The organism is Marinibacterium profundimaris, from assembly GCF_002210095.1.
Taxonomy (GTDB): Bacteria; Pseudomonadota; Alphaproteobacteria; order Rhodobacterales; family Rhodobacteraceae; genus Marinibacterium; species Marinibacterium profundimaris.
Genome location: NZ_AQQR01000002.1, coordinates 22,719 through 47,252, shown reverse-complemented (window position 1 = coordinate 47,252; position 24,534 = coordinate 22,719). Strand labels below are relative to the sequence as shown.

Annotated in this window: 21 protein-coding genes; 16 read left to right on the top strand and 5 right to left on the bottom strand. The window is 65.4% G+C overall.

Annotated elements, in window-relative coordinates; genetic code table 11:
• Positions 1-4 precede the first annotated feature (4 nt).
• The 3 genes from ATO3_RS05195 to ATO3_RS05185 all read left to right on the top strand — a co-directional run bounded on the left by ATO3_RS05195 (position 5) and on the right by ATO3_RS05185 (position 3,229).
• Positions 5-988, top strand: coding sequence for a Bug family tripartite tricarboxylate transporter substrate binding protein (locus tag ATO3_RS05195; protein ID WP_088648770.1), 984 nt, complete (start codon positions 5-7; stop codon positions 986-988).
• 150 nt (positions 989-1,138) lie between these two features.
• Positions 1,139-1,666, top strand: a complete 528-nt coding sequence (locus ATO3_RS05190; RefSeq protein WP_088648769.1) for a tripartite tricarboxylate transporter TctB family protein — start codon at positions 1,139-1,141, stop codon at positions 1,664-1,666.
• 42 nt (positions 1,667-1,708) lie between these two features.
• Complete coding sequence (locus ATO3_RS05185; RefSeq protein ID WP_198963212.1) at positions 1,709-3,229, top strand: tripartite tricarboxylate transporter permease; 1,521 nt, start codon at positions 1,709-1,711, stop codon at positions 3,227-3,229.
• Positions 3,230-3,278: 49 nt separating this feature from the next.
• Here the strand turns inward: ATO3_RS05185 and ATO3_RS05180 are convergent, their stop codons facing one another.
• Entirely contained in the window at positions 3,279-4,685 is a 1,407-nt protein-coding gene (locus tag ATO3_RS05180) for a helix-turn-helix domain-containing protein (protein ID WP_088648768.1), read from the bottom strand.
• 147 nt (positions 4,686-4,832) lie between these two features.
• Between ATO3_RS05180 and ATO3_RS05175 the strand changes: the two genes are divergently transcribed.
• From ATO3_RS05175 to ATO3_RS05160, 4 genes are all read left to right on the top strand, one after another.
• Complete coding sequence (locus ATO3_RS05175; protein WP_088648767.1) at positions 4,833-5,885, top strand: ketopantoate reductase family protein; 1,053 nt, start codon at positions 4,833-4,835, stop codon at positions 5,883-5,885.
• Positions 5,886-6,005: 120 nt separating this feature from the next.
• The gene (gene glyA / locus ATO3_RS05170) at positions 6,006-7,322 is read left to right on the top strand and encodes a serine hydroxymethyltransferase (RefSeq protein WP_088648766.1); all 1,317 of its coding nucleotides are present in this window, start codon (positions 6,006-6,008) and stop codon (positions 7,320-7,322) included.
• 23 nt (positions 7,323-7,345) lie between these two features.
• Positions 7,346-8,536 carry an aminotransferase class V-fold PLP-dependent enzyme gene (locus tag ATO3_RS05165; protein WP_088648765.1) on the top strand — a complete coding sequence of 397 codons (1,191 nt, stop codon included), beginning with the start codon at positions 7,346-7,348 and terminating at the stop codon, positions 8,534-8,536.
• An 84-nt stretch (positions 8,537-8,620) separates the two neighbouring features.
• Entirely contained in the window at positions 8,621-9,574 is a 954-nt protein-coding gene (locus ATO3_RS05160) for a D-2-hydroxyacid dehydrogenase (RefSeq protein WP_088648764.1), read from the top strand.
• Between the two features lie 200 nt (positions 9,575-9,774).
• Here ATO3_RS05160 and ATO3_RS05155 read toward each other — a convergent pair whose 3' ends face one another.
• Positions 9,775-9,996, bottom strand: coding sequence for a hypothetical protein (locus ATO3_RS05155; RefSeq protein ID WP_088648763.1), 222 nt, complete (start codon positions 9,994-9,996; stop codon positions 9,775-9,777).
• Positions 9,997-10,219: 223 nt separating this feature from the next.
• Between ATO3_RS05155 and folD the strand changes: the two genes are divergently transcribed.
• The 3 genes from folD (at position 10,220) to ATO3_RS05140 (ending at position 12,718) form a co-directional block, all read left to right on the top strand.
• Positions 10,220-11,110, top strand: a complete 891-nt coding sequence (folD, locus tag ATO3_RS05150) for a bifunctional methylenetetrahydrofolate dehydrogenase/methenyltetrahydrofolate cyclohydrolase FolD (RefSeq protein WP_088648762.1) — start codon at positions 10,220-10,222, stop codon at positions 11,108-11,110.
• Between the two features lie 85 nt (positions 11,111-11,195).
• Positions 11,196-11,771, top strand: a complete 576-nt coding sequence (locus tag ATO3_RS05145) for a methylenetetrahydrofolate reductase C-terminal domain-containing protein (protein ID WP_088648761.1) — start codon at positions 11,196-11,198, stop codon at positions 11,769-11,771.
• Positions 11,768-12,718: a methylenetetrahydrofolate reductase gene (locus ATO3_RS05140; protein ID WP_088648760.1), complete on the top strand. Its 951-nt coding sequence runs from the start codon at positions 11,768-11,770 to the stop codon at positions 12,716-12,718. The genes ATO3_RS05145 and ATO3_RS05140 overlap by 4 nt, the downstream gene beginning before the upstream one ends.
• Positions 12,719-12,884: 166 nt before the next feature.
• Here ATO3_RS05140 and fdhF read toward each other — a convergent pair whose 3' ends face one another.
• From fdhF to ATO3_RS05125, 3 genes are all read right to left on the bottom strand, one after another.
• Positions 12,885-15,665 carry a formate dehydrogenase subunit alpha gene (fdhF, locus tag ATO3_RS05135; protein WP_088648759.1) on the bottom strand — a complete coding sequence of 927 codons (2,781 nt, stop codon included), beginning with the start codon at positions 15,663-15,665 and terminating at the stop codon, positions 12,885-12,887.
• A 1-nt stretch (position 15,666) separates the two neighbouring features.
• Positions 15,667-17,358 (bottom strand): NAD(P)H-dependent oxidoreductase subunit E, encoded by a 1,692-nt coding sequence (locus tag ATO3_RS05130; RefSeq protein ID WP_088648758.1) that lies wholly within the window; start codon positions 17,356-17,358, stop codon positions 15,667-15,669.
• An 84-nt stretch (positions 17,359-17,442) separates the two neighbouring features.
• Positions 17,443-18,327, bottom strand: coding sequence for a LysR family transcriptional regulator (locus ATO3_RS05125; RefSeq protein WP_088648757.1), 885 nt, complete (start codon positions 18,325-18,327; stop codon positions 17,443-17,445).
• 153 nt (positions 18,328-18,480) lie between these two features.
• Here ATO3_RS05125 and ATO3_RS05120 point away from each other — a divergent pair, with 153 nt between their 5' ends.
• The 6 genes from ATO3_RS05120 (at position 18,481) to folE2 (ending at position 24,463) form a co-directional block, all read left to right on the top strand.
• Entirely contained in the window at positions 18,481-19,635 is a 1,155-nt protein-coding gene (locus ATO3_RS05120) for a succinate--CoA ligase subunit beta (protein WP_088648756.1), read from the top strand.
• Between the two features lie 11 nt (positions 19,636-19,646).
• Positions 19,647-20,525 carry a succinate--CoA ligase subunit alpha gene (gene sucD / locus ATO3_RS05115; protein WP_088648755.1) on the top strand — a complete coding sequence of 293 codons (879 nt, stop codon included), beginning with the start codon at positions 19,647-19,649 and terminating at the stop codon, positions 20,523-20,525.
• A 4-nt stretch (positions 20,526-20,529) separates the two neighbouring features.
• Entirely contained in the window at positions 20,530-21,525 is a 996-nt protein-coding gene (locus tag ATO3_RS05110; RefSeq protein ID WP_233152036.1) for an NAD(P)H-quinone oxidoreductase, read from the top strand.
• 57 nt (positions 21,526-21,582) lie between these two features.
• A complete protein-coding gene (locus ATO3_RS05105; protein WP_088648754.1) occupies positions 21,583-22,458 on the top strand; it encodes a dihydroneopterin aldolase in 876 nt (291 codons plus the stop codon).
• Positions 22,459-22,498: 40 nt separating this feature from the next.
• On the top strand, positions 22,499-22,978 hold the full coding sequence (locus ATO3_RS05100; protein ID WP_088649336.1) for a dihydrofolate reductase: 480 nt from the start codon (positions 22,499-22,501) through the stop codon (positions 22,976-22,978).
• A 381-nt stretch (positions 22,979-23,359) separates the two neighbouring features.
• Complete coding sequence (gene folE2 / locus ATO3_RS05095) at positions 23,360-24,463, top strand: GTP cyclohydrolase FolE2 (protein ID WP_088648753.1); 1,104 nt, start codon at positions 23,360-23,362, stop codon at positions 24,461-24,463.
• Positions 24,464-24,534: the final 71 nt, after the last annotated feature.

The window sequence follows — 24,534 nt, the reverse complement described above, 5'->3', positions numbered from 1 at the left end:
CTAAATGAATATCTGGAAGACACTCACGATGACCGCGGCCGCTCTGGCCGTATCGGCACCCGCAGCTATGGCCGAATGGCAGCCGCGCAAGCCTGTCGAATTCATCATCATGGCCGGCACCGGCGGCGGCGCGGACCAGATCGCGCGCCTTCTGCAGGGCCTGATCCAGTCCAAGGGCCTTAGCCCGCGCCCCTTCATTCCGATCAACAAGCCGGGTGGGTCCGGCGCCGAAGCCCTGTCCTACATGAAGGACAAGGAAGGCGACAACCACACCCTGCTGGTGGCTCTCAACAGCTTCTACACCACGCCGATCATCCAGGAAGAGCTGGAAATCGATGTGCTGAGCTTTGCGCCGATCGGACGTATGGCGATGGACACCTTCCTGCTCTGGGTCAACACCGACCAGGAAGACATCACCGATCTCGACAGCTATGTCGCGGCCGTGAAGGCAGCGGACAGCACCTGGAAGGTGGGCGGCACCGGCTCCGGCCAGGAGGATTCGATCCTCACCGCGATGATGGAAAAGGAACTGGGTTACGAAGTGACCTACATTCCCTTCCCGGGTGGCGGCACCGTGGCCAAGAACCTCGTCGGCAACCAGATCGACTCGACGGTGAACAACCCGTCCGAGCAGATGGAGTTCTGGCGCGCCGAGAACACCAAGCCTCTGGTGCAGTTCAACGGCGAACGGACCGAGCCCTTCATGGACGTGCCGACCGCCAAGGAACTTGGCGTCGACATCGAGTACTACATGCAGCGCTCGATCTCGGGCCCGGCGGGAATGGATCCCGAGGCGGTGGCCTGGTACCAGAACCTCTTCGAGGAACTGTTCAACTCCGAGGAATGGCAGGCCTATTGTGAATCCGATGGCCTGACCTGCGAGAAGTGGATCACCGGTGACGAACTCGCCGCCTTCCACGAAGCACAGCTGAAGCGTCACGAAGAGCTTATCGAAGCCGTCGGCGCCGAAAGCATCATGTCCAAGTAAAAGCCAAATGCGCCGGGCCGCCCAGCGTGGCCCGGCGCCCACCGGACAACAACCCGCAGCCACCAATCCGCCCTGCCTGTCCCGACCGGACAGCGAGAGGGATATGGACAGGACGCATGGCGTCGGCGCAGGCGGGAGTGGAGGATATCAATGTCTGTTCGTACGGCTGAGCTGTTCATGGCCATTGCCATGTTCCTGGCGTCCCTGGGACTGATGTGGACCGTCTATTCCGACGGGCTGGCCATCGGCTGGGTCGCGGGCCGCGGTCCTGGATCCGGGATGTGGCCTTTCTGGCTGTCCCTCGGGATGGCGCTGGCTTCGCTCTGGACTCTGTGGCGCTGGTACACAGGTGTCACGCCGGAATCGCGCAATCGGGAAGCTTACATCGACCCTGACACCGTCTTCATGGTCGGCATCACGGTCGTTCTGATCTTCCTGCTGCTGCTTCTTTCCAACATCATCGGTCTGTATTTCTCGATGATGCTCTTCCTGCTTGCCTACGTGAGGGGCCTCGGGCGGCACGGATGGGGTGTCACCGCGGGTGTCGTGCTGGGTATGCCGGTCGCCACCTACATGCTCTTCGAGGTTGCCCTGAACAAGTACCTGCCCAGGGGACTGCCTGTCTTCGAAAGCATCTTCATGCGTATCGACGACTTCCGCTACTCGCTCATGTACTGAGGTCGCCCCTCCAACACATGTCTTCCAACAGGGGACGCTCCAATGGATTCAATACTCACACTCTTGGGCGCCGGGCTGCTTCAGTCCTTCGAGCCGCTCAACCTCGCCATGATCTTCCTGGGCTGTCTCGCCGGGCTGTTCATCGGCGCCATGCCGGGCCTCGGGTCGGTGAACGGCGTGGCCATCCTTCTCCCGGTCACCTTCCTGGTGCCGCCCACCTCGGCGATCATCTTCCTGGCCGCACTTTACTACGGGGCCATGTACGGGGGGGCCGTGTCTTCGATCACGCTGGGCATTCCGGGGGCCTCGACCGCCGTTGCCACGGTGTTCGACGGCCGACCCATGGCCCAGTCGGGCCGCGCCGACCAGGCGCTGATGGCCGCGGCCATCGCGTCCTTCATCGGCGGCACGATCTCGGTCATCCTGTTCACCGGCTTTGCCCCGCCGCTGGCCCTCTTCGCGCTGAAATTCGGCCCACAGGAAGAATTCGCCCTGATGCTCGTGGCCTTCGCGACCTTCATCGGGCTGGGCGGCGATGACATACCAAAGACCATCTTCTCCATCCTCATCGGCCTGGTGCTCGCGGCTGTCGGCTTCGACATCATCTCGGGCCAGCCCCGCCTGATCTTCTTCGGCATGGTCGAATTCCAGCGCGGCATCGAATTCCTCGTGCTAGCGATCGGGATCTACGGCATCGGGGAAATGCTGTGGACGCTCGAACACACCAAGGGCGCGATCCAGATGCACAAGGTCGAATTCGGCCTGAAGCGGATCGTCAAGAACCTGGGCCAGGTGAAGAAGTACCTGCCGACCACCCTTCTGGGATCTGTCCTGGGCTTCTTCGTGGGCACGCTGCCGGCGGCCGGTGCAACGCCCGCGGCCCTGATGTCCTATGGCCTGGCCAAGTCGTTCTCGAAAGACGGCGACAGCTTTGGCAAGGGCAACGTGTCCGGTGTCGCGGCGCCCGAGGCGGCCAACAACGCGGCCTCGACCGGTTCGATGCTGCCGATGCTGACGCTGGGTATCCCGGGGTCGCCGACCACGGCGATCCTGCTGGGCGGCATGATCATCTGGGGCCTGCGCCCCGGTCCGCTGCTCTTCGCGGAAAGCCCGGATTTCGTCTGGGGCCTGATCGGGTCGATGTATGTCGCCAACTTCGTGACGGTCATCCTGAACATCGCGCTGATCCCGATCTTCATCCGGGTCCTGGCGATGCCCTTCTCGATCCTCGCGCCGATCATCTTCGTGCTCTGCGTCGTGGGTGTCTTCGCCACCACCGACCGGATGTTCGACACCTGGCTGATGCTGCTGCTGGGCTGCATGGGGTACCTGATGCGCAAGCTGAACTACCCGGTCGCCCCCGCCGTGCTGGCCATCGTGCTCGGGCCGCTCACGGAACGCTCGCTGCGCCAGTCGCTGATCTCCAGCCAGGGCGACGCGATGACCTTCCTCGAACGGCCGATCTCGCTGGTCTGCATCCTGATCGCGGTTGCTCTGGTGCTCTTCCCGGTGATCTCGAACATCCTGAGAAAGCGCAAGGCCACGCTGAAAGCGGCGGAATAACTCCCATCCCTGTCGTGACTTGGGGGGCCTTCGGGCCCCCCTTTTTTGTTCAGCTTTCGTAGCGGGTGTTGCCGCGCCGGTTCTCGTCGATCGGCAGTTCGGTGAACAGCGGCTGATGCGCGCGTTGCAGGCAGGCCTGCCGGGGGCACAGATGGCAGTTGATCCCGATCGGCGCATACAGCTTCGGATCGTCGAAGTTGTAGCTGGACGCATAGCGGATCCGGTGCGCATAGCCCGCCTCGCATCCCAGGGCGAGGGTCAGGCGCCTGTCCTGCGTCTCCTCCGAGAAGACGGGCCGGTGCACCGTCCGGCTGATGGTGAAGTACCGGTCGCCGTCGGGCAGTTCGACGAATTGCGGCATGATCACCCCCGGCGTGTAGAAGGCCGTGTGGATGTTCCACACCGGGCACGAGCCGCCGTGTTCGGCCAGGTGGAAGGTGGTCGAGTTGAACCGCTTCGTCACGTTCCCGGCCTTGTCGATCCGCAGGAAGAAGAACGGCACGCCGCGTGATCCTTCGCGGTTCAGCGCGGTCACCCTCTGGCACACCTGTTCGAAGGTCGCGCCGAAGGCCGCCGCCACGCGGTCAAGGTCATAGCCGGTGCTTTCCACCTCGGCGAAGAAGGCGTCGTAGGGCATGATGAAGGCGGCGGCGAAGTAGTTCGCCAGTTCCACCCGCAGCCGCGCCAGCGCCGGCTGCGCGGTGATGCGGCTGTCCTCCGCGATGCCCGAGACCATGTCCGGGAATTCCACCCCGCACAGCACATGCGCCAGCTGGAAGACCCGGTTCGCGTTGTTCAGGGCCTGCGACAGGTAGATCACCTTGTCGGTCTCGTCGTAGTACCGCAGCGCCTCGCCCATATCGTCGATTCGCCGCACCACCACGGTAATGCCGTGCAGCCGGTCCAGCCGGTCGCGCAGCTCCATGTAGCGATTCTCGGGCGATGTGAAGCGCCCGTTCCAGACCTCTTCCGCCGCCATTTCCAGTTCGGGGAAGTAGTTGCGGTGATCGCGGAAGAAATCGTGTATCATCGTCTCTGGCGAGGTCTTCAGCAACTCGCCGGCGGTCTCGCCCTCGCCCATTTGCATCATCTTCTCAAGCGCAGAGCGATGAGCGGTATGCAGCTGAAGGAACTGGTCAACAAGTCTGGGCGCATGGTCGATCGCGCCGCGGATTTCCTGCAGATCGGGTTTTTCGCCGGTAAAGATCGGATCCTGCGCCGCGCTTCGCAGCGCCGCGATCCGGCGGCTGCTGTCGTCCTGCGTCAGCTCTCGCCAGTCGATGTCATAATTGTCGGCGATCGTCATCAGCAGCTGGACCGAAAGCGATCTTTGGTTATTTTCCAACAGGTTGACGTAGGATGCGCTGATGCCCAGCGTCTTCGCCATCTGTGCCTGGGTCTGCTTCCGGTCGCGCCGCAACTGCCGCAAGCGGGGGCCGATCAGGGTCTTTGTCATCTCCGTGAACCTTACAACATTACAAAAAGAAAGGCCTGTAAGAATTACAATACACACATTGACCTTGTTTTCGTAGCGGGAATCGATGGCGCAATTATATTACCCCAACAACGGCGCATGAAGGCGACCCTAGGGAGGAGCAAAACGATGGCCAAGAAGATCCTGATCCTCGGGGCATCCTATGGATCGCTGCTGGGCACGAAGCTGCTCATGGCGGGATACGATGTCACGCTGGTTTGCCGTCGCAAGACCGCGGACCTGATCAATGCCGAAGGCACCGACGTCCGCATCAAGCTGCGCGACGAGGACGAGCACCGCTCGTTCAAGTCCAATGAGCTGCCAGGCACGCTCAACGCGCTTTCGCCCGAAGAGGTGAAGGCCGGCGATTACGACATGTGCGCGCTCGCCATGTCCGAGCCGCAATATTGTTCGGATCCGATCCTCGATCTGCTGCGGCGGATCGCCGGAGCGCAGCTGCCCTGCCTGTCGATCATGAACATGCCGCCGCTGCCCTACCTGCGGCGGATCAAGGGGCTCGACACCACCCCTCTCGAACCCTCGTTCAGCTGCCCCGAGGCCTGGAACGCCTTTACCCCGGGCAATGTCACGCTGTGCTCTCCGGATCCGCAGGCCTTCCGCCTGCCCGACGAAGGCGCCAACGTGCTGCATGTGGGCCTGCCGACCAATTTCAAATCCGCCCCCTTCGCGGATCCCGATCACAATGCCATGCTGACCGAAATGGCCGACAAGGTCGCCGCCATCCGCGTCGACGGCAAGGAAGTCCCGGTGAAGCTGCGCGTCTTCGACAGCCTCTTCGTGCCCTTCGCCAAGTGGTCGATGCTGCTGACCGGCAATTACCGCTGCGTCCAGCCCGACGGCGTCCGCCCGATCTGCGAGGCGGTGCAGGGCAACCTGGAGCTGTCGCGCGCGATCTATGACCAGGTCGACCGCATCGTCACGAAGCTGGGCGCCGATCCCGCCGATCTGGTGCCGTTCGAGAAATACGCCAAGGCCGCCGAAGGGCTGCAAAAGCCGTCCTCGGCCGCCCGCGCCATCGACGGCGGTGCCGACGCGATCGAACGCGTGGATCTGCTGGTCAAGCTGATCGCCGATCAGGTCGGCGTGTCGTCCTGCGAGCTGGACGAGATTTCGTCCACCGTCACCGCAAGGCTTGCCGAGAATCAGCGCGCCGCCGCCTGACGGACGAAGACCAACGCGCCGCCGCCTGACGGACAAGAATTACTGCGCCGTCGCCTGACGGACGAAAGTTACTGCGCCGCCGCCTGACGGACGACGCACCAGGAAAGAACCGGAGGAACCATGGAAGATTTTGCGGACCAACCGCTGGCAGCTGCCGCGACCGACACCTTCTTCAAGACCCATCTGTCCGAAACCGATCCCGCGCTGGCCGCGATGATCGGCCGGGAACTGGGCCGTCAGCGCGACGAAATCGAGCTGATCGCATCCGAAAACATCGTCTCGCGCGCCGTGCTGGATGCGGCCGGCAGCGTGCTGACCAACAAATACGCCGAAGGGTATCCGGGCCGCCGTTACTACGGTGGCTGCCAGTTCGTGGACGAGGTCGAGGACCTTGCCATCGAGCGGGCGACCCAGCTCTTCGGCTGCGCCTTCGCCAACGTGCAGCCCAACTCGGGCAGCCAGGCGAACCAGGGCGTGTTCCTCGCGCTGGCGCGCCCGGGGGACACGATCCTGGGCCTTAGCCTCGACGCCGGGGGCCACCTGACCCACGGCGCGAAACCGAACATGTCGGGCAAGTGGTTCAACGCCGTGCATTACGGCGTCGATCCCGAAAGCCACCTGATCGACTACGGCCAGCTCGAAGCGCTGGCGGTCGAGCACAAGCCCGCCATCATCATCGCCGGCGGCTCGGCCTATCCGCGCCAGATCGACTTTGCCAAGTTCCGGGCCGTGGCGGACAAGGTCGGCGCCTACCTTCTGGTCGACATGGCGCATTTCGCGGGCCTCGTGGCCGCGGGTCTGCACCCGTCGCCCTTCCCGCATGCGCATGTCGCCACCACCACCACGCACAAGACCCTGCGCGGCCCGCGCGGCGGCATGATCCTGACGGATGACGAAGCGCTGGCGAAGAAGATCAACTCGGCCATCTTCCCCGGCCTGCAGGGCGGGCCGCTGATGCATGCCATCGCCGGCAAGGCCGTGGCCTTCGGCGAGGCGCTCCAGCCCGAGTTCAAGACCTACGCCGGCCGCGTGATCGAGAACGCGCAGGTGCTGGCCAAGACGCTGGTCGACGCCGGCTTCGCCATCACGTCGGGCGGGACCGACACGCATCTGATGCTGGTCGATCTGCGGCCCAAGGGCGTGAAGGGCAACGAGGCCGAGAAGGCACTCGGCCGCGCCCATATCACCTGCAACAAGAACGGCGTGCCGAACGATCCCGAGAAACCCACGGTAACCAGCGGCATCCGTCTTGGCACGCCGGCGGGCACCACCCGCGGCTTCGGCACGGAAGAATTCGCCAAGGTCGGCAAGATGATCGACGAGGTGCTGACCGGGCTCGCCGCCAATGGCCCCGACGGCAACGGCGAGGTCGAAGCGAAGGTGAAGGCCGAGGCCGAAGCGCTTTGCCGCGCCTTCCCGATCTACAGCGACATGTGAACCAGGATACGGAGGAACAATAAATGTCTGGATTCAAAGGACTGGCCGTTCCCGGCCCCACCAATATGCCCTTCGAGGTCCGCCAGGCGATGGACGTGGCCCTTGAAGATCACCGCGCGCCGGACTTCCCGGAATTCACGCTGCCGCTGTTTGCGGACCTGAAGAAGGCGTTCAAGCTGGAAAACGGCCAGGTCTTCATTTTCCCCAGCTCGGGCACCGGCGGCTGGGAATCGGCCGTCGCCAACCTGCTGTCGCCGGGCGACAAGGTGCTGGCCTCGATCTTCGGCCAGTTCTCGTACCTGTGGGTCGACATGTGCCAGCGCTTTGGCCTCGATGTCGATGCGATCGACTGTGAATGGGGCACCGGCGCGCCGGTCGAGCTTTATGAACAGAAGCTTGCCGCCGACAAGGAGCACAAGATCAAGGCCGTTCTCGTCACCCAGAACGAAACCGCGACCGGCGTGACCTCGGACGTGAAAGCCGTGCGCGAGGTGCTCGACAGCCTCGGCCACCCCGCGCTTCTGTTCGTCGATGGCGTCAGCTCGATCTGCTCTATCGAGTTCCGGCAGGAAGAATGGGGCGTCGACGTTGCCGTGTCGGGCTCGCAGAAGGGCTTCATGCTGCCCACCGGCCTGGGCATCGTGGGTGTCAGCCAGAAGGCGCTGGACCAGCGGCCCAAGCCGGGCTTCCCCAAGTGCTTCTTCGACTTCGACGACATGATCAAGACGAACAAGGACGGCTATTTCCCGTACACGCCGGCCACCACGCTGCTGCGCGGGCTGCGCGCCTCGCTCGACATGATCTTCGAGGAAGGGCTGGAAAACGTCTGGGCCCGGCATCACCGCCTGGCCGAAGGCTGCCGCCGCGCGGTCGACGCCTGGGGCCTGACGCTTTGTGCGAAAGAGCCGAAGTGGAATTCCGACACCGTCAGCGCGATCGTGGTGCCCGAGGGCTACAACGCGAATGACGTGATCCAGACCGCCTACAAGAAGTACGACCTTTCGCTGGGCGCCGGCCTGTCGAAGGTCGCGGGCAAGGTCTATCGCATCGGCCACCTGGGCTACATGAACGAGATCATGGTGCTGCAATCCCTTGCAGGGGCCGAGCTGGCGATGCGCGATGCGGGCATTCCGTTCGAATCCGGTTCTGGTGTGGGCGCGGCTGTCGAATATTATGCGTCGACCGGGCAGACGACGGCGCTCGCCGCCGAATAAGCCCGGCCAGACCCGAACACCCGGCGCGCGTCCCTACCGGGGCGCGCGTCGCCATCTGACTACGTCAAGGGAACGCCCAACCTCATGCGCATCGTCTTTCTCGACCGCGGATCCATCGGACCCAGCGTTGAACTCCATCGCCCGTCCTTCGAACACGACTGGGTGGTCTATGACCAGACCGCCCCCGACCAGGTCGCCGAACGCCTGGCCGATGCGGATATCGCCATCTCGAACAAGGTGCCGATCCGCCGCGATTCGATCGAGAAATGCCCCAAGCTGAAGATGATCGCGATCCCGGCGACCGGCTACGACGCCTTCGACCTCGAGGCCTGCCGCGAGCGCGGCATCGTCGTCTCGAACGTGCGCGGCTATGCCATCAACACCGTGCCGGAACACACCTTTGCCCTGATCCTCGCCCTGCGCCGGTCCATCGTCGGCTACCGCCAGGACGTGATCGACGGCGAATGGCAGAAATCCGGCCAGTTCTGCTTTTTCAACCACCCGATCAAGGATCTGCGCGGCTCCAAGCTGGGCATCATCGGCGAAGGCGTGCTGGGCCAGGGGGTCGCCGACCTCGCCCGCGCCTTCGGGATGGAGATCATGTTCGCCGCGCACAAGGGCGTCGACGGCCTTGGCCCGCTTTACACGCCCTGGGATCAGGTGATCGAGACCGCCGACATCATCACGCTGCACAGCCCGCTGATGCCCGCGACCAAGAACATGATCGCCGAGCCGGAATTCCGCCGCATGAAGCAGAAGCCGCTGCTGGTGAACTGCTCGCGCGGGGGGCTGGTGCACGAGGGCGACCTGGTGAAGGCGCTGGACGAAGGCTGGATATCGGGCGTGGGCTTTGACGTGCTGACGTCAGAGCCGCCGGCGCCGGACAATCCGCTGCTGAAGGTGCTGGACCGGCCCAATGTCATCGTCACGCCGCATGTGGCCTGGGCCAGCGAAGAGGCGATGCAGACCCTGTGGAATCAGGTCCGCGATCACCTTGAGAATTTCGAGCGCGGTGAACCGAGCAATGTGGTCACCTGAACCAGCCTTGCCGGGCGGGGCCCCCGAGACCGGGGGCCTTGCGATGCAGGCGGCATGGGCCGCATCGCCGGGGCAGGGGAGGCCGACGCTTCGGCTTTCCGAAATCTTGCGGCCCGCCCCGTTGTCTCTGGTGTCCAGCAGGGCGGCCCGGCGGGGCCCGGTCTGTCCCGGGCCGTGTCAGGCCGCTGGGGGCCTCGCGCTCAGAGGATGCCGTAGCGCTTTGCCAGCGCGGCGGGCAGTTCTTCGCGGGTCAGGCCATCGGCGGCCAGGCGCGCATTGGACTTGTGCGACAGCTGGTCGAATTCGTTGCCCAGACGGTTGCAGTCGCGGATCGATTCGATCGTCATGACGACCGCGCGCAGCGGCGCCAGCAGGGCATCGCCAAGGCCGAAGCGGGGCGAGGAGTGATCAGCATAGGCCATGTCGGCACCTTTCGTTTCGTCGTGAATTCTGTTGCGATGGCTTATGCCGCAATGCGGCATAGCGAGCAACAGTTCAAGTGCATAACCGCTATGTTCGTTAATCAGGGCTTACGATTGGCCGTTAATAATGGTTAAATATCAGTAATTTACAAAGCCCCAACTAATACGCCATATACCAAAATCTGGTCTCTGGGATGCCAGAATCCACGCATCGGAGGAAAAAATGACCGCCAAGATCATCGACGGAAAGGCCTTTGCCGCCGACGTGCGCGCCCGCGTGGCCACCCATGTGAGTCGCCTGCAGGCCGAGCACGGCCTGACCCCGGGCCTGGCCGTGGTGCTGGTGGGCGAAGATCCGGCCAGCCAGGTCTACGTCCGCAACAAGGGCAAGCAGACCAAGGAGTCGGGCATGCTCTCGGTCGAGCACCGGCTTGACCCCGACACGGACGAGGCGACGCTGCTGGCGCTTGTCGAGCAGCTCAACAACGATCCCACGATCCATGGCATTCTCGTGCAGTTGCCGCTGCCGGACCATCTCGATTCCGACCTGGTGATCAACGCGATCGACCCGGCCAAGGACGTCGACGGTTTTCATATCTCCAATGTCGGCCTGCTGGGCACGGGGCAGAAATCCATGGTGCCCTGCACGCCGCTGGGCTGCCTGATGATGCTGCGCGATCACCATGGCTCGCTCTCGGGGATGAATGCCGTGGTGCTGGGCCGCTCCAACATCGTGGGCAAGCCCATGGCGCAGCTGCTGCTGGGCGACAGCTGCACCGTCACCATCGCCCATTCCCGCACGAAGGACCTGCCCGAGGTGCTGCGCCGCGCCGATATCCTGGTCGCCGCCGTCGGCCGGCCCGAGATGGTCGTGGGCGACTGGATCCGCCCCGGGGCGACGGTGATCGACGTGGGCATCAACCGGATCGAACGCGACGGCAAGACCAAGCTGGTCGGCGACGTCGATTTCGCCAGCGCCTCGCAGGTCGCCGGCGCCATCACCCCGGTTCCGGGCGGGGTGGGGCCGATGACCATTGCCTGCCTGCTGGCCAACACGCTGACCGCCTGCTGTCGCGCCAATGGTCTGCCCGAGCCCGAGGGTCTGACCGCCTGACCATCGCGGCCTTGGACCCGTGCGCGCTGGCCCGCTATCATCGGGCCAGCCCACCTTTTGCGTTCCATCCGATGGCAGGTCTGACATGTATCGCTTCCGCCTCTTCGCCGCGCGCCATTCTCGCAGCTTCGAGCGCCTCTACGCGGTGCTCGAAACCTCGATGGTGGCCCTTCACCCGCTGTTCCGCCGCATCGGCTATGGCCGGGTGGAAAAGGTCGTCGCGCCGGTCGAGAAACTGACGAAATCGCTGCTGTTCGATTGCCGCATGTGCGGGCAATGCGTGCTGTCGTCGACCGGCATGTCCTGCCCGATGAACTGCCCCAAGACCCTGCGCAACGGCCCCTGCGGCGGTGTCCGCCCCGGCGGCTATTGCGAGGTGAAGCCCGAGATGCGCTGCGTCTGGGTCGAGGCCTGGAACGGTGCCGCGCGGATGAAGGGCCGCGACAAGATCGGCACGGTGCTGCCCCCGGTGGACAACACGCTGAAAGGCTCCTCTGCCTGGCTGCGCGCCTCGCGCGAGAAGGCCGAGACGCGGAACGAGGCCACGGGCGATGCGCGCCGCACCACGATCGCGCGGGCCTTTCCGGGCGCGCGCCGGTCCGAACCGACGGCGGCGCCGCTGGCCTCGGAACCCGCCTCGGCCCGGGATCCCCGGCGATGACGGCGGATGGCACCGGCCCGGGCTTTGCCGCCGGCGGCCGGCTGGAACGTGTCCTGCGCTCGGGGCGCTTCGCGATCACGGCCGAGCTCAACCCGCCCGACAGTGCCGACCCCGAGGATGTCTACGAGGCCGCGCGCCCGCTGGGCGAGATCGCCGATGCGGTGAACGCCACCGATGCCTCGGGCGCCAATTGCCACATGTCGTCCCTGGGGATCTCGGCGCTGCTGGTGCGCGCGGGTTATGGGCCGGTGCTGCAGGTGTCGTGCCGCGACCGCAACCGGATCGCCATCCAGGGCGACGTGCTGGGCGCATCGGCGCTGGGGGTGCAGAACGTGCTGTGCCTGACGGGGGACGATGTGTCGGCCGGGGACCAGCCCGGTGCGCGGCCGGTCTTCGATTTCGATTCGATCTCGCTGCTGCGGACGCTCAAGACGATGCGCGACGACGGTGTCTTTCTGTCGGGGCGCAAGATCACCCATCCGCCGAAGCTTTTCCTGGGTGCCGCCGAGAATCCCTGCGTCGATCCGCTGGACTGGCGGGCCGAGCGGCTGGCCAAGAAGGTGGCGGCGGGGGCGGATTTCATCCAGACCAACCTGATCTTCGATCTGCCGCGGTTCGAACGTTTCATGACCCGCGTGCGCGAGCTGGGCCTGCACGAGCGGTGCTATATCCTTGCGGGGATCGGCCTGCTGCCCTCGGCCAAGACGGCGCGCTGGATGCGCGCCCGCGTGCCCGGCATCCATATTCCCGACGCGGTGATCGACCGGCTCGAGGGGGCCTCGGACCCGGCCGAGGAGGGCAAACTGATCTGCATCGAGCTGATCCGGGCGGTGCGCGATATCACCGGCGTGTCGGGCGTGCATGTCATGGCCTACCGCCGCGAACACCAGGTGTCCGAGATCGTGCTGCGCTCGGGCATCCTGGACCGCCGCCGCATCACCCGCTAGGCCCGCTCGTCCCGCCTGACGGCGCGCCTCGCTGCCCCTGGAAACAGCGGGTGAAAACAGCGAGGCGCGGATCCTCCAATCGTGAACGATTGGTAAATCCGCGCCTGCAAGTCTTTGATTTTTATAAGGTGCAGGCGTGTCCCACGCGTGGGACACGCCGCTTGGCTTACTCGGCTGCCAGCAGTTCCGCCTTCTCGACGCGCACGGCCGAGAACTTGAACTCCGGAATCTTCCCGTAGGGGTCGAGCGCCGAGTTGGTCAGGATGTTCGCCGCGGCCTCGACATAGGCGAAGGGCAGGAACACGTTCTTCTCGGCCACGGCCCGGTCGGCCCGTGCCATCACCGTGACGGTGCCCCGGCGGGTGCTCAGCTTGATATAGTCGCCCGGGGCCACGCCCAGCTCGCGCAGGGTCCTGGGATGGAGCGAACAGTTCGCCTCCGGCTCCACCGCGTCCAGCACGCTGGCCCGGCGGGTCATCGACCCCGTGTGCCAGTGTTCCAGCTGACGGCCGGTGATGAGGATGAAGGGATATTCCTCGTCCGGGAATTCCGCCGGCGGGATGACGCTGGCCGGGGCAAACCGGGCGCGCCCTTCGGACCGGGGGAAGCCATCGCCGAAGACGATCGGCTGGCCCGGATCCTCGGGCGACAGCGACGGATAGGTCACCGCCGTGGTCTCCAGCCGGTCCCAGGTGATGTTGTCGAACGACTTCATGTTCAGCTTCATCTCGGCAAAGACTTCCTTGGGATGGGTATAATTCCAGTCCAGCCCCAGCCGCTTCGCAAGCTCCACCTCGATCCACCAGTCTTCCTTGGCATCGCCGGGCGACGGCACCGCCGGGCGGCCCATCTGGACCTGCCGGTTGGTGTTGGTGACGGTGCCGGTCTTTTCGTACCAGGCCGAGGAGGGCAGGATCACGTCGGCATAGTTTGCGGTTTCGGTCAGGAAGATGTCCTGCACCACGAGATGCTCGAGCTTGGCCAGCGCGTCGCGGGCGTGGTCGACATCGGGGTCCGACATCGCCGGGTTTTCGCCCAGGATGTACATGCCCTTGATCTGGCCGTCATGGATCGCATCCATGATCTCGACCACGGTCAGGCCCTTCTCGTTCGAGAAATCGCCCGACTTCCACACATCGGTGAAGGCCGACCGCACGCCGTCGTCGGTGACCGACTGGTAGTCCGGCAGGAACATCGGGATCAGGCCCGCGTCGGACGCGCCCTGAACGTTGTTCTGGCCGCGCAGCGGGTGCAGACCCGACCCCGGACGCCCGACCTGGCCGCACATCAGCGCAAGCGCGATCAGGCAGCGGGAATTGTCGGTGCCGTGGATGTGCTGGCTGACGCCCATGCCCCAGAAGATCATCGCCGATTTCGCCGTGGCGAAGGTGCGGGCGACGTCGCGCAGGGTTTCGGCCGGGATGCCGCAGATCTTCTCCATCTCTTCGGGCGGGAAGCCCTTGAGATGTTCCTTCATCGCTGTCCAGTTCTCGGTGAAGGCTTCGATATACTGCTGGTCGTAGAGATTTTCCTCGACGATCACGTTCATGATCGCGTTCAGCATCGACACGTCCGAGCCGGCGCGGAACTGCAGCATATGCGAGGCAAAGCGCTTCATGCCCTGGCCCCGGGGGTCCATGACGATCAGCTTGCCGCCGCGCTTGGTGAACTGCTTGAAGTAGGTCGCGGCGACGGGGTGGTTTTCGATCGGGTTGCAGCCGATGGCGATGGCCACGTCGGCATTCTCGATCTCGTTGAAGGTCGCCGTCACGGCGCCGGAGCCCACGTTTTCCATCAGCGCCGCCACCGAAGAGGCGTGGCACAGGCGGGTGCAGTGGTCGACGTTGTTGTGGCCGAAGCCCTGGCGGATCATCTTCTGGAACAGATACGCCTCTTCGTTCGAACACTTGGCCGAGCCGAAGCCCGCCACGCGCCGTCCGTCATCGTCGCGCAGCTTGGCCAGGCCATTGGCCGCGGCGTCCAGCGCCTCGTCCCAGGTCGCTTCGCGGAAGAACTCGTGCCAGTTGCCCGGTTCCACGTTCAGCCCCTTGGCCGGCGCATCCTCGCGACGGATCAGCGGCTTGGTCAGCCGGTGCGGGTGGTGGATGTAGTCGAAGCCGAAGCGGCCCTTGACGCAAAGACGGTTCTCGTTGGCGGGGCCGTCGATGCCCTCGGCATAGAGGATCTTGTCGTCCTTGACCTTGAGAGAGATCTGGCAGCCGACACCGCAATAGGGGCAGACGGTTTCGACCTCGCGGTCGTAATCCTTGCTGTCGCCGGCCTGTTGGTCGTCCAGCACCGAGGCGGGCATCAGCGCGCCGGTCGGGCAGGCCTGGACGCATTCGCCGCAGGCCACGCAGGACGACGCGCCCATCGGATCGTCCTGGTCGAAGACGATCTTGGCGTCGTGCCCGCGGCCGGACATGCCGATCACGTCGTTGACCTGCACTTCGCGGCAGGCGCGGACGCAGAGGTTGCAGTGGATGCAGGCGTCGAGGTTGACGTTCATCGCCACGTGGCTGTCGTCCAGCAGCGGCACCCGGGATTTCTCCATCGCGGGGAAACGGCTTTCCTTGACGCCGTTCAGCGCGGCCATGTCCCAGAAATGCGAGGACTGGTCATGCGCCACCTGGGGCTGGTCGGCGGCGAGCAGTTCCACGACCATCTCGCGCGACTTGCGCGCGCGGTCGGTGTCGGTGTTGACGACCATGCCGTCGGCCACCGGCCGGATGCACGAGGCGACGAGCACGCGCTCGCCCTCGACCTCGACCATGCAGGCGCGGCAATTGCCGTCCGGGCGATAGCCCGGTTCCGGCTTGTGGCAGAGATGGGGGATGACCAGGCCGCGCCCATGGGCGGCCTCCCAGATCGTGAACCCCTCGGGGACAGTGACGTCCTCGCCGTTGAGGTTGAATGTCACCGTGGCTGTCTGTGCTCCGTCAGGCATGTCAGACCTCTTCGCTGAAGTGTTTCATGGTAAGGCGGATGGCGTTCGGCGCGGCCTGTCCCAGCCCGCAGATCGAGGCATCCACCATGATGCCGCAGAGATCCTCGAGCAGTTCCTGGTCCCAATGCTCCTCTTGCATCAGCTTGACCGCCTTTTCGCAGCCCACCCGGCAGGGGGTGCACTGGCCGCAGCTTTCGTCTTCGAAGAACCGCAGGATGTTGAGCGCGGCGTCACGGCACTTGTCCTGGTCCGACAGGATCACCACCGCGGCGGATCCGATGAAGGAGCCATGCGGTTGCAGCGTGTCGAAATCGAGCGGCACGTCATCCAGCGAGGCGGGCAGCAAGCCCGACGAGGGGCCGCCCGGCTGGTAGGCCTTGAACTCGTGACCGTCGAGCATGCCGCCCGCGGCCTCGATGATGTCGACGATGGTCGAACCGGCGGGCAGCAGGTGCACGCCCGGGTTCTTCACCCGGCCCGAAACGGAATAGTTCCGCAGGCCCTTGCGCCCGTTCTTCTCGGTCGAGTTCAGCACCTCGGGCCCCGACCGCGCGATGCGGGCGACCCAGTAGAGCGTCTCGACGTTGTGAACCAGCGTCGGGCGATTGAATATGCCGACCTGGGCCACGAAGGGCGGACGATGGCGCGGCAGACCGCGCTTGCCCTCGATCGATTCGATCATCGAGCTTTCTTCGCCGCAGATATAGGCCCCGGCGCCCCGGCGCAGGTCGATATAGCCCTTGGGCGCGATCCCGGCCTCTTCCAGCGCGGCGATCTCCTTGTGCAGGATGTGCAGCACCGCGGGGTATTCGTCGCGCATGTAGATAAAGCACTTCTCGGCCTCGACGGCCCAGGCGGCGATCAGCATGCCTTCGAGGAAGGTGTGCGGGTCGCGCTCAAGCAGGTAGCGGTCCTTGAACGTGCCGGGCTCGCCCTCGTCGCCGTTGACGGCAAGGTAGCGCGTGCCGGCGTTGGCCCGGACAAAGCCCCACTTGCGGCCCGACGGGAAGCCGGCGCCGCCGAGGCCGCGCAGACCGGCATCGAGCACGGTTTCCTGCAGCTTCTCCCAGTCGCCATTGGCGCGAAGGTCGGCCAGCGTTTCATAGCCGCCTTCGTCCTTGTAGGCGGCGAAGGGCTTGTAATCGGGGATCTTGGCGTGGGTGTCCTTCGCCTCGACGGCGGCCATGACCTTTTCGGGCGTGGCGTGGTCGACATGGGCATGGCCCAGCTCGATCACCGGGGCGGTGTCGCAGCGGCCCATGCAGGGCGCGCGCACCACGCGGACCTCGGCCGGGTCCAGCCCGTCCTCGAGCGCGGCCTTCAGCTGCTGCGCGCCGGCCATCTCGCATGACAGCGAATCGCAGACGCGGATGGTCAGGGCAGGGGGCGGAACCTCGCCCTCGCGGACCACGTCGAAATGGGCATAGAAGGTCGCCACCTCGTAGACCTCGGCCTGCGCAAGGCGCATTTCATAGGCCAGAGCGGCGATGTGATCGGCCGACAGGTGGCCGTATTCGTCCTGGATCAGGTGAAGAAATTCGATCAGCAGGTCGCGATTGCGGGGCGTGTCGCCCAGCAGCGCCTGAACCTCTGACAGCGCCGTATCCCCGAACTGCCGCCCCTTGGGCGTTTTGCGAGACTTTCCGGTGCCTTTTTTCTTCCAGATGCCTTTTTGATCATCCAAAGGTGCCATGGTGTCCTCCCTTGACGTGAAAAACGGTGGCACCTGGCCTCCGTCTTGTAAAATCTTGACTCGTTAAGCCGTAATAACCCCGGCTTATCGCGACTTGGTTGTGACCGACCTGAGAGCTTCCAAAGTCGGCAATCCCGTATCCCGCAGCCCCGACACGAGGCTCACGGATTTTTCCTGCACCGGCTCGACCAGCGACAGGGTCAGCGCGCCGGCCACCCCGCCAAGCGACTCCACCAGAACGCGCGGCAGAACCGTCGCGGCCAGCCCCTGCACAGCCATCACGATGGCCGAGGTAAAGCCGCTGGTCTCGGCCACCACATGCGGCGTGGCGCCGATCTGGTCGAAGACATGGTCGATGATGCTTCGGTTCTGCATGCCCGGTTCCAGTAGCGTCAGCGGCATCTTCGCCGCCTCGGCCCAGGTGATCTCGCCCGCGTCGCGGGGCGCCATTTCGGCGGGGGCCAGCAGCACGTAGCCCTCGGTATAAAGCGGCTCCACATGCAGCAGGTCGCGCGGGGCGCCGTCGGTATAGGTGACGCCGGCATCGAACCGGCCGTCCTCGATCCCCTGCTGGACCGCCACCGACGAGGCGGTTTCGATCCGCACCACGATCTGCGGGAAATCCCGGTTCAGATCGCGCATCAGCAGGCTGACATAGCCCACCGCCGTCGGGATCACGCCCAGCTTCAGCGAGCCCGAGATCTGCCCCTTGTGGCAGCGGAATTGCTGCTGGAAGACCTCGACCTCGTCCATGATCGACCGGGCGTGGCGGACGATCATCATGCCGTCCTCCGTCAGTCCCTGGAACCGGTTCCCGCGCTTCACGATCGAGGTCTGAAGCCGGTCTTCGATCTTGCGGATGCGCATCGAGAACGCGGGCTGCGAGATCCCGCATTCATTTGCCGCGCGGGCAAAATGCTTGTGGCGCGCAAGGGCGCTCAGGCATCGCAAGTCCTTCAGATCGATCACTTTTCCTCCCGTGTCGGCCTGTTCGGTTGGGGTCGTCCTCGCGGTCCCCTCCGACCTTTTGTCATGTCGCCGCCCGGGGCGGTTCCGTTGACATCTAACGTTTTGTGGCATACCAAGTACCACATGGCAAGCATTCGGGGAGGAGTGCTGAAAATGTTCGTATCAGAACACCAATCCAAGGAACTGCTGGCGCAGTACGATTTGCCCGTGCCAGTCAGCCGTCTGGCGCGTACGCCGGAGGAGGCGGAACGCCGCTGCGCCGAGATCGGCGCGCGCAAATACGTGGTGAAGGCGCAGATCACCGCCGGGGGGCGCGGGCTTGCCGGCGGGGTGAAATTCGCGGCCACGCCATCGGCTGTCGCGGACGAGGCGCGGCGCCTGCTGGGCAACCCTCTGGTCACCGCGCAGACCGGCGCCAAGGGCGAGATGGTCACCGCCGTCTCGGTCGAGGAGGCCCTCGACCTGGCGGAGAGCTACTACTTCGCCTTCGTGCTGGACACGCGCAGCGGCGCACCGATGCTGCTGGCCTCGTCCGAGGGGGGCGTGGAATTCGAGCAGCGCTCGCAGATGGACCCCTCGACCGTGAAATCCTTTCTGCTGGAATCCGACACGCCGGAGACGCGCGATGCGCTGGCCGGCTTCCTGTCGGAGATCGGGATCGAACAGGATCCGCCGACCGGCATCCTGATGGCAGCCCTGCGCGCCTTCATCGACAACGACATGACGCTGCTGGAAATCAATCCCTTCGCCCGGACATCGCAGGGCGAGTGGAGCGTGATCGACGCCAAGATCGCCCTGGATGGCGCGGCGCTGTTCCGCCACCCGGAATTCGAATCGCTGGCCGGCAAGCAGGGCCTCAGCGAGGTCGAGATGGAGGCCCAGGCCAACGACATCAACCTGGTGCGGATGGATGGCAACATCGGTGTCGTGGTGAACGGTGCGGGTCTGGGGCTGGCGACCAACGACATGGTCTTCGACGCCGGCGGGCAGCCCGCCAACTTCATGGACATCCGCACCACCGCCACCAGTTTCGACATCGCCAAGGGCGTCTCGCTGCTGCTGGAAGAGCCCAGGGCACGGGTCATCCTGCTGAATGTCCACGGCGGCGGCATGACCGCCTGCGATACCGTAGCCGAGGGGATCTCCTTCGCCTATTCTCGATCCGACCGGAAGCTTCCGGTGGTCGCGCGGCTGGCGGGGCAGAATGCCGACTGGGGCATCCGCATCCTCAAGGACCGCAAGATCCCGGTCGAGGTCTTCGATACCATGTCGGACGCGGTCAGCCGCGCCGTCGAACTGGCAAGCTGAGGGAGGGAGGCATGTCGATCTTCGTCAATTCCGACACCCGGGTGATCGTGCAGGGCATGACCGGGCGCGCCGGCACCTTCTACACCGACCAGGGCGTGCGCTATGGCTCCACCTACGTGGGCGGCGTGCGGCCGGGCAAGGGCGGGCGCAAGCACCTGGACCTGCCGCTGTTCGATACGGTCAAGGAGGCCGTGGCCGAGACGCAGGCCAATGCGAGCCTGGTCATCGTGCCCGCGCCCTTTGCCGCCAACGCCATGATCGAGGCGATCGAGGCCGGTGTGGAAACCGTGGTCTGCGTCACCGAACGCGTGCCGCAGCATGACATGAGCCGCGTGAAGGCGGCGCTGCGCCAGTCCGACACCATGCTGATCGGGCCGAATTCGCAGGGCATCCTGTCGCCTGGCCAGTGCAAGATCGGGGTCATGCCCACGGTCCATGCCAAGCCGGGCAATGTCGGCATCGCCTCGCGTTCGGCCTCGCTGACCTCCGAGATCCTGGCGCAATGTTCCCGCGCCGGGCTGGGGCAGTCGACGACCGTCGGCGTCGGCGGCGACAACCTGCACGGCGTGGATTTCGTCGATTGCCTGAAGCGGTTCAAGGACGACCCCGAGACCGAGGCCGTGGTGCTGATCGGCGAGATCGGCGGCCGGGCCGAAGAGGACGCGGCGGATTACCTGGCTTCTGTCGACTTCGGCAAGCCGGTCGTCGCGCTGGTGGTCGGGCGCCATGCGCCGCAGGGACGGCGGATGGGCCATGCCGGCACGGTGTCGTCCTTCGGGCTGGGCTCGGCCGCGGAAAAGACCGACCGTCTGCGCCGCGCGGGCGCCACCATCGCTGTGAATGCCGACGACGTGGTCACAGCGCTCGTCGCCCAGAACGAGGCAGCGTGAACCGATGAACAGTGCCGAACTGCCCGAAATGATGACTGTCGTCGAAATGAAGGAGCCGGGCGGCCCCGAGGTTCTTGCCCCCGGGTCCCGCCCCCTGCCCACGCCCGGCCCGGACGAGGTGGTGATCCGTGTGGTCGCCGCCGGCGTGAACGGGCCCGACATGGTCCAGCGCCGTGGCCATTACCCGCCGCCCAAGGGCGCCTCGGATCTTCTGGGGCTGGAAGTGTCCGGCCAGGTGGTCGCCGCGGGGGCCGGGCAATCGCTCTGGTCGCCCGGCGACATGGTCTGCGCGCTGACCAACGGTGGCGGTTATGCCGAATATGTTGCGGTGCGTGCCGATCACTGCCTGCCGATTCCCGATGGCGTCAGCGTGGTCGACGCCGCCGGCCTGCCCGAGACCTTCTTTACCGTCTGGAGCAACGTCTTCCTCGACCAGGCGATCCCCGAGGCAGGGAATTTCCTGGTGCATGGCGGATCCGGCGGGATCGGCTCCACCGCCGTGCAGCTGGGCGCGGCGATGGGGCTGAATGTCTATACCACGGTCGATTCCGAGGCTTCGGCCTCCTTCGCCACCTCGCTCGGCGCCACGCGCACGATCGACTACAAGTCGGAGGATTTCGTGCCGATCTGCCGCGAGGCGGGGGGCATGGATATCATTCTGGATATCATCGGCGGCGATTACGTGGCCCGCAACATCAAGGCCTCGCGCCACGATGCGCGGATCATCCAGCTGGCGTTCAACGCCGGATCCAAGGTCGAAATCGACCTGATGCCGGTCATGCTGAAACGGATCAGCTACACCGGCTCGACCCTGCGGTCGCGGTCCGACGCCTTCAAGGGACATGTGGCCGAAAGCCTGCGCGAAACGGTCTGGCCGCTCTTTGCCTCCGGTGCGTTGCGCAGCGTGACCCATGCGACGCTGCCCCTGGCGCAAGCCGCCGCCGCGCACGAGATGATGGAAGCCGCGCAGCAGCACGGCAAGATCCTCCTGACCGCCTGAAAGCCTGATCCCGGGCCATCGCCCTGAAATTCCGACCGTTCTGAAAGGGACAAGCCCATGAACACACAGGCCGATTTCCGGCGCGACCTGTCGGCGCGCGAAAGGGCGGTCGACCGGCTCCTGCTGGGCGATTACATCCGCAAGGCCGAGATCGGCGCCTTCGGGGAAGAACGCGATGTCGAGCAGACCCTGCGTTTCAACGTGATGGTGGAGCTTGTGCCCGCCGACGCGCCGGTGGGCGACGACGTGGACGGGATCCTCAGCTACGACACCCTCGTGCAGACCATCGACACCGTGCTGCGTGACGAACGCCTGGATCTGCTGGAAACACTGGCCGAGCGGATCGCCGATCGCCTGCTGGCGATTCCGGCGGTGCGCCACCTGACCCTGCGGGTCGAAAAGCTGGATCGCGGCCCCTTTGCACTGGGCGTGGAAATCGAACGGACCGCCCGCCAGGCCGTGGCCGCGGTTCCCGATCTCTTCGCGATCCGGGGCGAGGCGCCGCTGGTCGTGCTGGTGGACGAGGCCGCCCTTGGTGACGCGAGGCTGAGCGAACGGTTCGACGCCCTTCTCGCGCCCGGCCGCCCGGTTGTGCTTGCGCCCTGTTCGGCGCCGGAGCGCGGCGAAACCGGCGGGGTGGACCGGCAGATCGACCTGCTGGCGATGGAACAGGCGGCCTGGCGCATTGCCGGACGCGATGCCCGCTGCCGTGTCATCGAAAGCCGGACCGAACTGCAACACGCGATCGACCAGACCTGTCTGGCGGTCTGGGCGCCAAGCCGGATCGTGCGCCGCGCAACCGATCCGAAGGTGCGCGACAGGTTGCAGGGGCGGGCCCTGGCCGAATGGTTCGCGGAACGCCTTGGCGCCGGTGACGTCGTTGAGCTTGGCCCGATTGGTGCCGCGCACAGGCTGGACGCAACCGGAACGTGATCACAAGGACCGATCACGCGGGCGGGTGCCGGGGCGCATCGTGATCACGCTGCTTGTCGCCCGCGCTCGCAACGGCGCCATCGGGCGGGACGGCACCATGCCGTGGAGCCTCCCCGAGGATCTGGCCCATTTCCGCGAGGCGACCACCGGCGGCGCGCTCATCATGGGTGCCCGCACCTGGCGCAGCCTGCCGCGACGCCCGTTGCCGGACCGGCTGAACTGCGTCGTCTCTTCGGATCCGGACCTGGCCGAGCATGTCTTTCCCAGCCCGGCCGAGGCGGTCCGCTTTGCGCGCGAGGCGGGCCACCAGGCGATCCACGGAATCGGCGGCGCCCGGGTCTATGCCGACCTGATGCCGCTGGCCGATCGGATGCTCATCAGCGAGGTCGAGCTTGACGTCGAGGATGCCGATACCTTCTTTCCCGACTTCGACGAGACCGGGTGGACCTGTTGCCAGACCACGCTGCTCCGGCGCCGAAATCCCATGTGCATTCTGCGCGATCTGCGCCGTCGGACGTAACGTCCAGATTTGCGGCAAAACCGGGAAGGCACGGGGAATCCACGAGAAATCTGGAATTTCTCCGCCGCAATGGCAAATACCCGTTTGATTGTTCTTGGTATACCTAGTACCATGAACCTGTGAGCCCGGACCTCCCGGGCGCACGGGACCGATACCGACCCGTGACCGCAGGTGCTGACCGCTGGTGACCCCTCGCCGGCACAACCTGCGCCTGTCCCGAGGCCGCCCCTCATCCTCCCTCTCCTCCCGGGGTGGACGACATGGGGTGGCGCAGGGCAGCCCTGCCGGCACGGCACGGTATCGAACCTGTAGGGTGGCGCGATCCCGTCCGTCGTGGCGGATCGCGTCGCCCAACCTTTTGGGAGAGAAGGATCAGACCCCATGAACACCCGGCCCGTCGGGCTGCATGCCAGCCCAAATCACGCCTGTCCTGACGATTCGGCTGCCGAAGCCGCGCTTCGGGTGCTGCAGGACTGGATGGCATCCGGCGCCGGCGACAGGGATGCGCCGGATCTGAAGGCCCGGCTGGCCGAACTGGCGCGGGGCGGGGCGCTGTCACGCGACTATCCCGACCGATTTACAGCCGATGCCGATTACATCGCCGGCCTGCCGGACCTGCAGAACGGGCCGCAAAGCCTGATCCGCGGCGCGCGCGACGGCATTGCCCATGTCGGCATTTCGGGCTTTCGCCTGCCGATCCGCTACCGGCGCCGCGACGGCGACCCGCTGACACTGGAAACCGGGGTGACGGGCACCGTCAGCCTGGGCGCGGACAACAAGGGCATCAACATGTCCCGGATCATGCGCAGCTTCTATCGCGCTGCCGACCGGGAGTTCAGCTTTGACGTGATCCGCGAGGTGTTGCGCGATTACCGCGCCGACCACGATTGCTCTGACGCGCGCATCGCCATGGACCTGCGCTTCCCGATGCGGGTGCCCTCGCTCCGGTCGGGGCTGGAGGGCTACCAGTATTATGCGCTGACCCTGGAAGAATTGGTCAGTGGCGGTGAAAGCCGTTCGATCCTGCATCTCGACTACGTCTATTCCTCAACCTGCCCCTGTTCGCTGGAATTGTCGGAACATGCCCGAGCCATCCGTGGCCAGCTGGCGACGCCGCATTCGCAGCGCTCTGTCGCGCGGCTGTCGCTGGTGCTGCGCCCCGATGCGCCGGTGCTGTGGTTCGAGGACGTGGTGGACCTGTGCCGCCGTGCCGTGCCGACCGAGACCCAGGTCATGGTCAAACGCGAGGACGAACAGGCCTTCGCCGAGCTGAACGCCGCCAATCCGATCTTTGTCGAGGATGCCGTCCGGCTTTTTGCCGAGGTGCTGTCGGGCGATGACAGGGTCGGCGATTACCGCGTGGTGGCCAGCCACCAGGAAAGCCTGCACAGCCACGATGCCGTGGCGCTGATGACCCGGGGGCCGACCTTTGCCGGGGCGCCCGTCGACATCCACCTGTTCCGGGATCTCAGGGGGCTGGGATGACCCCGCCCGGAGAGATTGCGCCCATCAGCGGAATTTGCACTATACTGCCGGGTGACGCGGACGGCGCGCCT

Excerpts from the sequence above, each read along its gene's own strand:
- ATO3_RS05195 (WP_088648770.1), top strand. The coding sequence starts at position 5 with ATGAATATCTGGAAGACACTCACGATGACCGCGGCCGCTCTGGCCGTA.
- ATO3_RS05190 (WP_088648769.1), top strand. The coding sequence starts at position 1,139 with ATGTCTGTTCGTACGGCTGAGCTGTTCATGGCCATTGCCATGTTCCTG.
- ATO3_RS05185 (WP_198963212.1), top strand. The coding sequence starts at position 1,709 with ATGGATTCAATACTCACACTCTTGGGCGCCGGGCTGCTTCAGTCCTTC.
- ATO3_RS05180 (WP_088648768.1), bottom strand. The coding sequence starts at position 4,685 with ATGACAAAGACCCTGATCGGCCCCCGCTTGCGGCAGTTGCGGCGCGAC.
- ATO3_RS05175 (WP_088648767.1), top strand. The coding sequence starts at position 4,833 with ATGGCCAAGAAGATCCTGATCCTCGGGGCATCCTATGGATCGCTGCTG.
- glyA (WP_088648766.1), top strand. The coding sequence starts at position 6,006 with ATGGAAGATTTTGCGGACCAACCGCTGGCAGCTGCCGCGACCGACACC.
- ATO3_RS05165 (WP_088648765.1), top strand. The coding sequence starts at position 7,346 with ATGTCTGGATTCAAAGGACTGGCCGTTCCCGGCCCCACCAATATGCCC.
- ATO3_RS05160 (WP_088648764.1), top strand. The coding sequence starts at position 8,621 with ATGCGCATCGTCTTTCTCGACCGCGGATCCATCGGACCCAGCGTTGAA.
- ATO3_RS05155 (WP_088648763.1), bottom strand. The coding sequence starts at position 9,996 with ATGGCCTATGCTGATCACTCCTCGCCCCGCTTCGGCCTTGGCGATGCC.
- folD (WP_088648762.1), top strand. The coding sequence starts at position 10,220 with ATGACCGCCAAGATCATCGACGGAAAGGCCTTTGCCGCCGACGTGCGC.
- ATO3_RS05145 (WP_088648761.1), top strand. The coding sequence starts at position 11,196 with ATGTATCGCTTCCGCCTCTTCGCCGCGCGCCATTCTCGCAGCTTCGAG.
- ATO3_RS05140 (WP_088648760.1), top strand. The coding sequence starts at position 11,768 with ATGACGGCGGATGGCACCGGCCCGGGCTTTGCCGCCGGCGGCCGGCTG.
- fdhF (WP_088648759.1), bottom strand. The coding sequence starts at position 15,665 with ATGCCTGACGGAGCACAGACAGCCACGGTGACATTCAACCTCAACGGC.
- ATO3_RS05130 (WP_088648758.1), bottom strand. The coding sequence starts at position 17,358 with ATGGCACCTTTGGATGATCAAAAAGGCATCTGGAAGAAAAAAGGCACC.
- ATO3_RS05120 (WP_088648756.1), top strand. The coding sequence starts at position 18,481 with ATGTTCGTATCAGAACACCAATCCAAGGAACTGCTGGCGCAGTACGAT.
- sucD (WP_088648755.1), top strand. The coding sequence starts at position 19,647 with ATGTCGATCTTCGTCAATTCCGACACCCGGGTGATCGTGCAGGGCATG.
- ATO3_RS05110 (WP_233152036.1), top strand. The coding sequence starts at position 20,530 with ATGAACAGTGCCGAACTGCCCGAAATGATGACTGTCGTCGAAATGAAG.
- ATO3_RS05105 (WP_088648754.1), top strand. The coding sequence starts at position 21,583 with ATGAACACACAGGCCGATTTCCGGCGCGACCTGTCGGCGCGCGAAAGG.
- folE2 (WP_088648753.1), top strand. The coding sequence starts at position 23,360 with ATGAACACCCGGCCCGTCGGGCTGCATGCCAGCCCAAATCACGCCTGT.